The 9592-nt window shown below is 68.8% G+C and carries 8 protein-coding genes; 2 read left to right on the top strand and 6 right to left on the bottom strand.

Annotated features, from left to right (window positions below; genetic code table 11):
* Window positions 1-846, bottom strand: an 846-nt coding sequence (locus tag FNH08_RS35125; RefSeq protein WP_228034547.1) for a DUF6801 domain-containing protein, incomplete at its 3' end; no start/stop codon positions are given.
* A 193-nt stretch (window positions 847-1039) separates the two neighbouring features.
* Window positions 1040-2584 (bottom strand): APC family permease, encoded by a 1545-nt coding sequence (locus FNH08_RS35120; protein WP_152775571.1) that lies wholly within the window; start codon window positions 2582-2584, stop codon window positions 1040-1042.
* 240 nt (window positions 2585-2824) lie between these two features.
* Here FNH08_RS35120 and FNH08_RS35115 point away from each other — a divergent pair, with 240 nt between their 5' ends.
* Window positions 2825-3448, top strand: a complete 624-nt coding sequence (locus FNH08_RS35115) for a Uma2 family endonuclease (RefSeq protein WP_152775570.1) — start codon at window positions 2825-2827, stop codon at window positions 3446-3448.
* A gap of 4 nt (window positions 3449-3452) precedes the next feature.
* On the opposite strand, the gene FNH08_RS35110 is transcribed toward FNH08_RS35115, so the two are convergent.
* Complete coding sequence (locus tag FNH08_RS35110) at window positions 3453-4373, bottom strand: diacylglycerol kinase family protein (RefSeq protein ID WP_152775569.1); 921 nt, start codon at window positions 4371-4373, stop codon at window positions 3453-3455.
* 141 nt (window positions 4374-4514) lie between these two features.
* Here FNH08_RS35110 and FNH08_RS35105 point away from each other — a divergent pair, with 141 nt between their 5' ends.
* Window positions 4515-5798: an adenylosuccinate synthase gene (locus tag FNH08_RS35105; RefSeq protein WP_322726005.1), complete on the top strand. Its 1284-nt coding sequence runs from the start codon at window positions 4515-4517 to the stop codon at window positions 5796-5798.
* 89 nt (window positions 5799-5887) lie between these two features.
* Here FNH08_RS35105 and FNH08_RS35100 read toward each other — a convergent pair whose 3' ends face one another.
* From FNH08_RS35100 to FNH08_RS35090, 3 genes are all read right to left on the bottom strand, one after another.
* Entirely contained in the window at window positions 5888-7633 is a 1746-nt protein-coding gene (locus FNH08_RS35100) for an RICIN domain-containing protein (protein WP_152775568.1), read from the bottom strand.
* An 83-nt stretch (window positions 7634-7716) separates the two neighbouring features.
* Entirely contained in the window at window positions 7717-8478 is a 762-nt protein-coding gene (locus tag FNH08_RS35095) for a carbohydrate ABC transporter permease (RefSeq protein WP_152775573.1), read from the bottom strand.
* 56 nt (window positions 8479-8534) lie between these two features.
* A complete protein-coding gene (locus FNH08_RS35090; RefSeq protein WP_152775567.1) occupies window positions 8535-9521 on the bottom strand; it encodes a carbohydrate ABC transporter permease in 987 nt (328 codons plus the stop codon).
* Between the last annotated feature and the right edge of the window lie 71 nt (window positions 9522-9592).

Below are 9592 nucleotides of genomic sequence, written 5' to 3'. Positions count from 1 at the left end.
GAGACAGGCGGTGGCGGGTGCGCCGGAGAAGGCCGACGGCGTACCGCTCGGCGTGCCCGAGAGGTCCCGGACCGTCGCCCGAGCGGAAGCCGATGCCGATGCCGATGCCGATGCCGATCCTGATCCCGATGCGCTCGGACCGGTCTGCCCCGACGTGCGCGGCCCCGGCGCTCCTGGCTCTCCCGGTGCGCCCGGCGCGTTCGCTGTCCCCGAGGCGGTCGGGTCCGCAGCGGCGGGCTCGATCCTGAAGGACGCCAGATAGCCGTCCTGCCCGGAGTCCAGGTCGCACGGCGCATCGATCCTGCCCGCCGGCGTCTCGTCGCCGTCCCCGTCCCGCGGGGTGAGGTGCAGGGCGATCCGGCCGACGAAGATCTTCGCCTCGCCCGGTCGGCGGAAGACCATCGACGGCAGGGTCCCGCTTGCCGGGACGGTCAGCGGGCCGGACTCCGGGACCTCGGTCCTGGGCACCTTGAGCGACACGGTGACGGGCGTGTCGCCCTGCGGTGCGGCCACGACGGCGCTCACGTCCGCGGTGCCCTCGACGGTGGACGCACCGACCAGGCGGAGCGTCCTGGTGACGTTGGAGCCGACCGTCGACGAGGCGCTGACGGGCTGCCGAGGTGTCGCTCGGCCGACCACGTGCGTGTGCCGGGCACTCCACACGACCGACGACGTCATCGGCTCGTCGCCGATCACCGGGAACGAGCACGTGTAGTGCAGAGAGCGCGCAGCCGGGGCCGCCGCCGCGGACCCGGCTCCGAAAGGACCGGCGCTTCCCAAAAGACCGGCGCTTCCCACGAGGGCCACGGCCGTGACCATGCGGGTCGTCCGGGTCATGCGGGTCATGCGGGTCATGCGGATCACGCCGAGGATGTGGATTCCCGTACGCCCAGTCCCGCCCGGATCGTTCTGCCCGGACGGGACAGGGCGACGCCGTAAGTCAGAAGGTGCTGATCCAACGACCATGTTTCGCACTTTACGGGGGCATGTCACAGGGAACTGCCGGAACCTCCGAACCCTTACCGCTCCTCCGTATCCTCTACCGCTCCTTCGTCTCCTCCAGGACGGTCCGCCCCAGCAGCGCGTAGCGCTCCGGCGCCCGCCGCTTCAGATACTGGGCGTACGCGACGCCGCCCACCGCGACGAGCGCGACGATCCATGGGGTGGCCCTGAGGACGAAGGACCCGGATTCCGGACCGGCCGCGACACCCATGTTGGACACCAGGAGCACCACGACCGCCAGCATCGCGACGCCGCCGACGAGCGGGGCGAGGAGCGTCCTGAACCAGTGGCGGCTCTCGGGGTGGTGCGAGCGGAAGTACCACAGCACCGCGAACGAGCAGACCGCCTGGACGATCAGGATGGCCATGGTGCCGAGGATGGCGAGCAGCACGTAGGTGCCGGTGTACGGGTCCTTGCCCGCGATCCAGAACGCGCCGATGAGCACCGCGCTGACCACCGTCTGGACCAGTCCCGCGATGTGCGGCGAGCCGTGCCGGTCGTGGGTGCGGCCGATGGTGCGCTGGAGCGAGGGCAGGACGCCCTCACGGCCGAGCGCGTACATGTAGCGGGCGGCGCAGTTGTGGAAGGCCATGCCGCAGGCGAGCGAACCGGTGATCATCAGCCACTGAATGACGACGACCGCCCAGTGGCCCACGTACTGCTCGGTGGGATTGAAGAACATCGCGAGCGGGTTGGCGGAGGAGGCGGCCGCGACGGCCTCCTTCTCGCCGTTGCCGGTGATGGCCATCCAGGAGACGAAGACGTAGAAGACGCCGACGCCCAGGACCGAGATCATCGTCGCCTTGGGGATGATCTTCTTCGGGTCGCGGGACTCCTCGCCGTACATCGCCGTCGACTCGAAGCCGACCCACGACCAGAAGGCGAAGAAGAGACCGAGGCCGGCGGATGTCCCCTGGAAGGCGTTGACGGGGTTGACCGGGCCGAAGGTGAAGCCGTCCGGGCCGCCGCCGTGCAGGGCGACCGAGATCGCCATGGCCGCGAGCACGGTGACCTCGGTGGCCAGCAGGAAGACCAGCAGCTTCTCGGCGACCGACACCCCGAACCAGGTGCCCGTCGCGTTGATGGCGAGCATCAGGACCGCGAAGGCCCACCACGGGATGTGGAGCCCCGTCTGGTCCTTCAGGGTCGTCGTCGCGAAGGTCGAGAAGATGCCGATGAGCGCCGGCTCGAAGACCACGTACGCGAAGGTCGCGAGGAGCCCGGAGGCCAGACCGGCGGTGCGGCCGAGGCCGTACGAGATGAAGCCGTAGAAGGCGCCCGTGGACGTGATGTGCTTCGCCATCGAGGTGAAGCCGACCGAAAAGATTCCCAGGACGACCATTGCGACGAGATAGCTCGCGGGGGCGCCGATGCCGTTGCCCGACGAGACCATGAAGGGCACGTTGCCCGTCATCGCTGTGATCGGCGCGGCAGTGGCGACGGCCATGAAGACCACGCCGAGCAGGCCGACCGCGTTGGGCTTGAGCCGGTGGACAGGGCCTCCGGACGGGGTCTCCGCCGTGGTCCCCGGGGTCGCCCCGGAGGTTCCGGCCGCTGGGGCCGCGCCCTCTTGTACTGCCATCGGGTGGCCCTTTCCTGGTTGCCGTGACCGCTGTCGTCGTGATCGCGCCGCGCACCTGCTGTTGGAGGGGAACTCTCTTGCCCGAATGAGTCGATCAAGGGTGGCCGGGCGTTAAATGTTTGTCAACCAGACCTTTAGGGTTCAGTCCGTCGAGTGAACGCCCTCGTGCGGACCGCGACGGCGTACGCGAGTGGCTACTCTGAGTCGCGGCTGGTCCGTATCGAGGGGGGAGGGCGCATCATGACACTCATGGCAGAGCGACCGGTGATCAGCGGCACCGAGCCCCACGGCAGCTTCGAAGAGCTTCTGGACCTCCTCGACGAGTTGCACGTGCCCGACGGCTACAAGGCCGAGATCATCAGGGTGAGCATCGTCGTGTCGCCGTGGTCGAAGGCCTACTGCGCGGACGTGATGGATTCGGTCTGCGATCAGCTGCGCCCTCATCTGCCCGAGGAGCACCGCATCACCTGGGGTCCGTTGTTGTACGTGTTTCCGGGCGTCGAGCGTGCGCATGGTCCTGACATTCACGCGGCTCACCGGCGTTCCCGCCGCCACAGCAGCAATCGTCTCGACGGAGAGGCCCTGTCGTTCGTCGCTGAGCTGACCTCGCCCTCCACCCGAGACGATGACCTGACAGACAAGGTTGATGTCTACTGCAGGGCGGGTGTCCCCGTGTATCTGGTCCTCGACATGCAGGAGGATCAGGCGACCGTCTTCTCGGAACCGTCGCCCAAGGGCTATCAGGCGCGCTTGACCAAGTCGTTCGGCGAGAAGCTCTACATCCCCGACCCCTTCGGCTGCACCCTCGACACCGAGGGTTTCCGGGCCCCCGAAGAAGCAGCCGAAGCGCAGGGCAGGACCTGACGGCCTACGCCGACGTCGGCAACGTCAGCCCCCAAGCCCCCTCCCACACCGTCCACGTCCGCGTCCGTACCGGCCCGGTCACCACCGAATCCGCGTGGTACCGGAAGGACGGCCCGGACACGCTCACCCGCCGTCCCACGGCACGCAGCGGTGTGGCCTCCGCGCCCACCGACACCGGCCGCACCTCCACCGCCGCACCGCCCTTGTCCCCCGCCGGCGTCACCGACACCGCCTCCACCGGCTGGTCGAGGTCGACGAGGGTCACCCCGTCGACCTCCACCCGCAGCCGGGACGGCCCGGGCACCGCGGGGGCGGAGAGCCGGGGCGGGCGCGTCGCCAGCGTCCGTACGAAGGACTGGCACGTCCGCAGCCACGAGTGATGGGCCGAAGCCTCCTCGTCCATCTGCGGGGACTCGTCCGCAGGCGACGGCACCGACGCCACCGACGGTATGCCCACCGCCCCCAGCACCACCCCGTCGCTGTCGTCCACCAGCAGGTCGAGCCGCCGCTCGGCCCCGTCCAGCGCGGCCCGGGCCGCCGCGACCGTACTCGCGGGCACCCCCAGCGACCGTGCCAGCACCCCGGCACCCCCCACCGGCACCAGCGACAGCGTGCACCCGGCCAGCTCCCGCTGCCGGTGCAGCAGGGACACGGCCCGCAGCAGGGCCCGGTCGTCGCCGACCACGACCGGCCGCCGCGATCCGCGCTTCTGAAGCGCCCGCGCGAAGTCCTCCGGACCCTCCGGGAGACAGACCTTCGTACTCGCCGCACCCGCGCTGAGCACGTCTTTCGCGATCCGTACCGACTCACTGTCCGTATGACGGGACAGGGGGTCGATGACCACCAGGAGCTGGTCGGAAGTCGCCACCTCGGTCCTGCCTCGCTTCCTCGGGTAGCATCTTTGTGCAAGAGCCCCTTGCGCCATATCGCCAGGGGCTTCGTCTATTCCGGGGCATCCGGTCCGACGGGTTGCGGCCAACGAAGGTCGCCGGTGTACGCAGCGCACGCCGTGCCGCGCGCGTCACCCTGACCTTGGACATGCCCCGCCCGGAAGGGGTGTACGCGCGTGCCCGCACTTGTGCTGCTCGGTGCTCAGTGGGGTGACGAAGGCAAGGGAAAGGCCACCGATCTACTCGGCGGCTCGGTGGACTACGTAGTGCGCTACCAGGGCGGCAACAACGCCGGCCACACGGTCGTCGTGGGTGACCAGAAGTACGCGCTCCACCTTCTCCCTTCCGGAATCCTGTCGCCCGGCTGTACGCCGGTCATCGGAAACGGCGTCGTCGTCGACCCGTCGGTCCTGCTCTCCGAGCTGAGCGGTCTGAACGAGCGCGGCGTCGACACGTCCAAGCTCCTGATCAGCGGCAACGCCCACATCATCACGCCCTACAACGTCACCGTCGACAAGGTGACGGAACGCTTCCTCGGCAAGAGGAAGATCGGTACGACGGGGCGCGGCATCGGGCCGACCTACTCCGACAAGATCAACCGGGTGGGCATCCGCGTCCAGGACCTGTACGACGAGTCGATCCTGACGCAGAAGGTCGAGGCGGCCCTCGACATCAAGAACCAGGTCCTCACCAAGCTCTACAACCGCCGGGCCATCGCCGTCGGCCAGGTCGTCGAGGAGCTGCTGGGCTACGCGGCGCAGATCGAACAGTACGTCGCCGACACGGTCCTGGTCCTCAACCAGGCCCTGGACGAGGACAAGGTGGTCCTGTTCGAGGGCGGCCAGGGCACGCTCCTGGACATCGACCACGGCACGTACCCCTTCGTCACCTCCTCGAACCCGACCGCGGGCGGCGCCTGCACGGGCGCGGGCGTGGGCCCGACGAAGATCAGCCGCGTCATCGGCATCCTCAAGGCGTACACGACCCGTGTCGGTGCCGGCCCGTTCCCCACCGAGCTCTTCGACGAGGACGGCGAGGCGCTGCGCCGTATCGGCGGCGAGCGGGGTGTGACGACCGGCCGTGACCGCCGCTGCGGCTGGTTCGACGCGGTGATCGCGCGTTACGCGACCCGGGTCAACGGCCTGACGGACTTCTTCCTCACGAAGCTGGACGTCCTCACCGGCTGGGAGCAGATCCCCGTCTGCGTCGCGTACGAGATCGACGGCAAGCGCGTCGAGGAACTCCCGTACTCCCAGTCGGACTTCCACCACGCCAAGCCGGTCTACGAGAACCTGCCGGGCTGGTCCGAGGACATCACCAAGGCGAAGTCGTTCTCCGACCTCCCGAAGAACGCCCAGAGCTACGTCAAGGCGCTGGAGGAGATGTCCGGCGCGCCGATCTCCGCGATCGGCGTGGGCCCCGGCCGGGACGAGACGATCGAGATCAACTCGTTCATCTAGGGTTCGGGCATGCCTGGGTCCCTGGCCGCCGACATCGGCCAGGGACCCAGGTGTCTTTTGCGGGGTCAGCGCAGGGGGCAGCTCAGGGGTCAGCGCGCCGTCAGCCTCCACAGGTGGTCCGCCGTGCCGTTGTCCGACCACTGCAGGACCTGCGCGCCCGACGACGTGCTCATCTGGTCCACACCGAGCAGACGCCCGCTGTTGTAGTTGGCGATCTTGTAGTAGCCGTCCCGGGCCGGGATGACCTGCCAGAGGTGGTCCGAGGTGCCGTTGTCACCCCAGATCAGGGCCTTGCCGCCGTCCGCCGTGCCCATGTCCTGGATGCCCAGGACCAGACCGCTCTTCTGGTTGACGATCTTGTAGAGGCCCGAACCCGCTGCCACCAGGGTCCAGTTCTGGTCGGTGCCGGTGGTGGACGTGGCCTGGACGACCGAGGTGCCCTGCGTCGTGCCCGCGTTCAGGGTGTCCAGGGCGAGCCCGCTGTTCTTGTTGGTGATCTGGTAGCGGCCGGCCAGTGAGGTGTTGGTGCCGCTGGGGGTGATCACCAGGTGGTAGCCGTCGGCGGCGTTCATCGTCACCGGCACGGTGATGGAGCCGCCCGAGACCGTGTAGTCGGCGTCGGAGACGGTGATCGGGCCGGGGGAGGCGGTCGTACGGCCCGTGTGCGGGCTGTACTCCAGCTTCACGTGCACCGTACTGCCGAAGGCCGACAGGGACGACAGCCCGTTGACCTGCACCGCGCAGGATCCGGTGCAGCCGCCCGCGACGACGCTGATCTGGTTGCCCCCGCTGTTGCGGGAGGCGAGGCCGTCGATGCCCGTCTGGGCGGGAGGCGTGGTGACGAGCATGGAGCCGGACATGTCGCCGTACCACTTGTACGTCCAGTACGAGCCGTTGGGTGAGCCGCCGGTGTCGGTCAGGGTGTCGCCGAGGGTGCCGTAGTGGTTCCAGAAGGCGAGTTCGGCGTCGCGGATGCCGGCCCGCTCGAACTTGGCCGCGTAGCCGATGAGGGCGCCGGAGTTGCCCATCTCGTCGGGGGTGCCGTACTCCTCGATGGCGATCGGGCGCGGGCTGATGCCGAGGCTCGACTCCAGCGAGCGGTACGCCGAGACGTGGGCGGCGATGTCCTTGCTGCCCTGCAGCTCGTGCCAGGCGATGACGTCGGGGACGGTGCCGCTGGCCTTGGCGTCCGTGAGGAAGGAGCTCATCCAGGACTGGTTCCACGCCGAGTAGCTCGGGCCCTGGATCGGGGTGCTGGTGTCCTTGGTGCGTACCTCCTTGTAGGTGCGCGCCCAACCCGCGTTGAACGCGCCCGCGTTGGTGGTGTCCCACGTCCAGTCGGGCTCGTTCCAGAGCTCGTACGCGGAGATGTTCGTCGCGCCCGAGGACCGCACGGAGGCGACCTGCTTGTCGACGGCCGAGAGCCAGTCGCTCCAGCTCACCCACTTGTAGGGGAAGTTGGGGTACCAGTCGGGCATGCGGACGACCACCTTGGCGCCCGCGCGGGCCGCCTTGGGGGCTACGACGAGTGCGTCACCGGCCGGCCTGGGCTCACCGTTGGGGAGCTGGGAGCCGCCCGGTGCCATCTGAACGAAAGTGTTCGGCTTGAGGGCGTTCGTCAGGCTGTCGGACGGGGTGCTGTTGTCCGCCAGGCCGTAGAGGCTGCCGGTCGCGACATGGGTGACCGGGCGGAGGGCCTGGTTGGCGTTGACCACCAGGGTGGTGGACGAGGTGGGTGCCGCTTGGGCGGGGGCAGCGGTGGCGAGCGCGGCAGCGGTGAGAGCGGCCGCGCCCAGAGCGGCCGTGAGACGTACAGGGGGTCTTGTGCGGCTCATGACAGAAGTTCTCCTCACGGAGGGAGGGGATGGAGAGGAACGGAGGGGATGGAGGTGGTGCTGGAGGGAGTGCTGGAGGTGGCTCAGTCCTTCACCGCGCCCGCGGTCACGCCCGCGGCCACGTAGCGCTGGGCGAGAACCAGCAGGACGGCTGCGGGGACGGAGGCGACCACAGCGGTGGCCATGATCGCGTTCCACTCCTGGTTGTTGTTGCCGATGTACTTGTAGATGCCGAGGGTGATCGGCCTCAGGTCGCCGCCGCCGTCGAGGGTGTTGGCGAAGACGAAGTCGGACCAGGCCCACAGGAAGCTGAAGAGCGAGACGGTGACCAGCGCGTTGCGGCTGACCGGCAGCACGACCGACCAGAAGGTGCGGAAGGTGCCCGCGCCGTCGATGCGGGAGGCGGCGATCAGCTCATCGGGGATGCCCGACATGAACGCCGTGAAGATCATGACGCCGAACGGCACGGCGATGGTGGAGTCCGCGATGATCAGCCCCCACCAGGAGTTCTGCAGGCCGAGGTCCAGGAAGATGCCGTAGAAGCCCATCGCCATGACGATCCCGGGGATCATCTGCGCGATCAGCAGGACCAGGCCGAGCGCGCCGCCGCCGCGCGGGCGGAGTTTCGCCAGCGAGTAGCCGGCCGGGGCGGCGAGGAGGAGAGTGAGGGCGACCGTGCCCAGGCCGATGAGCAGGCTCGTGCCGAGGTAGGGCAACTGGTCGTCCAGGACGGCCCGGTAGCCCTCGAAGGTGGGGTGGAGGGGCAGCAGGTCGGGCGGGTTCTTGCGCATGTCCTGCTGTGGGGTGAGGGACACGTTGAGCATCCAGTACACCGGGAACAGCATCAGCGCGGTGAGCAGGAGGCCGATCAGGGTGTGGCGGCGGCCCTTCGCAGGGGACTTCACGCTTCCTGCCTCCTCTGGACGCGGATGTACAACAGGCCGAAGACGAGGGCGAAGAGAATCAGGATGTTGCCGACCGCGGCGCCGGGGCCGAACTTGGGCAGCAACGTCCCGAACCCGAGCTGGTACGACCATGTCGCCAGAGTCGAGGAGGCGTCGCCGGGGCCGCCCTTGGTCATGATCCAGATCAGGTCGAACACCTTGAGGGTGTAGACGAGCCCGAGGAGCAGGGTGATCGCCGACACCGGGCGCAGCAGCGGGAAGGTGATACGGCGGAACTGCTGCCAGGCGCTCGCCCCGTCCAGGGCCGCCGCCTCGTACAGCTCGGGCGGGATGTTCTTCAGCCCGCTGTAGAGGATGACCAGGTTGAACGGGATCCCGATCCAGATGTTGGCGACGATCACCGAGGTCAGTGCCCAGTCCGGCGAGGTGAGCCAGCCGACGGGGTCGATGCCGAAGAGGTGCAGGAAGTAGTTCACCACTCCGGACTCGCTGTTGAACATCCACGACCACGTCGACGCCGACACGATCAGCGGCAGCAGCCACGGGACCAGGAACAGCGCGCGCAGCGTGGGGGCGAGCCGGAAGTGGCGGTTGAAGAAGACGGCGAGGGCGAGCCCGATGACGTACTGGAAGGTGATGGACACGAAGGTGAAGACCATCGTGTGGCGCAGGGCCGGACCGAACGTCGGGTCGTCGAGGACCTTCTGGAAGTTGTCCCAGCCGGTGAAGGGCGCGTCCCCTGCCACGAAGGAGCGGACGGTGTAGTCGCGCAGGCTGAGGTCGAGGTTGCGGTAGAGGGGATAGAGGTAGAAGGCGGCGAGGTAGGCGGTCAGTGGGGCGACGAAGGCGAGTGCGGTCAGTTGGGTGCGGCGGCGTTGGCGGCGGCGCCGCAGTGGCAGGGCGTCCCGCTCGCCGGCGGTCGCTCCGGCCGCCCCCGGCCTGGCTGGGGACCGCGGGGCGCGGTCGGCTCGGGCGATGGTCATGCGAACTCCTGAATGCGGGTGCCTGTGGGTGGTGTTTCGCCCCCGCCGCCCCTACCCGTCCCATCCCCGGG

It is taken from the genome of Streptomyces spongiae, from assembly GCF_009377185.1.
Classification (GTDB): domain Bacteria; phylum Actinomycetota; class Actinomycetes; order Streptomycetales; family Streptomycetaceae; genus Streptomyces; species Streptomyces spongiae.
This window is presented reverse-complemented; position numbering and strand designations above follow the sequence as displayed.

Excerpts from the sequence above, each read along its gene's own strand:
- FNH08_RS35120 (WP_152775571.1), bottom strand. The coding sequence starts at position 2,584 with ATGGCAGTACAAGAGGGCGCGGCCCCAGCGGCCGGAACCTCCGGGGCG.
- FNH08_RS35115 (WP_152775570.1), top strand. The coding sequence starts at position 2,825 with ATGACACTCATGGCAGAGCGACCGGTGATCAGCGGCACCGAGCCCCAC.
- FNH08_RS35100 (WP_152775568.1), bottom strand. The coding sequence starts at position 7,633 with ATGAGCCGCACAAGACCCCCTGTACGTCTCACGGCCGCTCTGGGCGCG.
- FNH08_RS35095 (WP_152775573.1), bottom strand. The coding sequence starts at position 8,478 with ATGCTGTTCCCGGTGTACTGGATGCTCAACGTGTCCCTCACCCCACAG.
- FNH08_RS35090 (WP_152775567.1), bottom strand. The coding sequence starts at position 9,521 with ATGACCATCGCCCGAGCCGACCGCGCCCCGCGGTCCCCAGCCAGGCCG.
- FNH08_RS35110 (WP_152775569.1), bottom strand. The coding sequence starts at position 4,373 with ATGGCGCAAGGGGCTCTTGCACAAAGATGCTACCCGAGGAAGCGAGGC.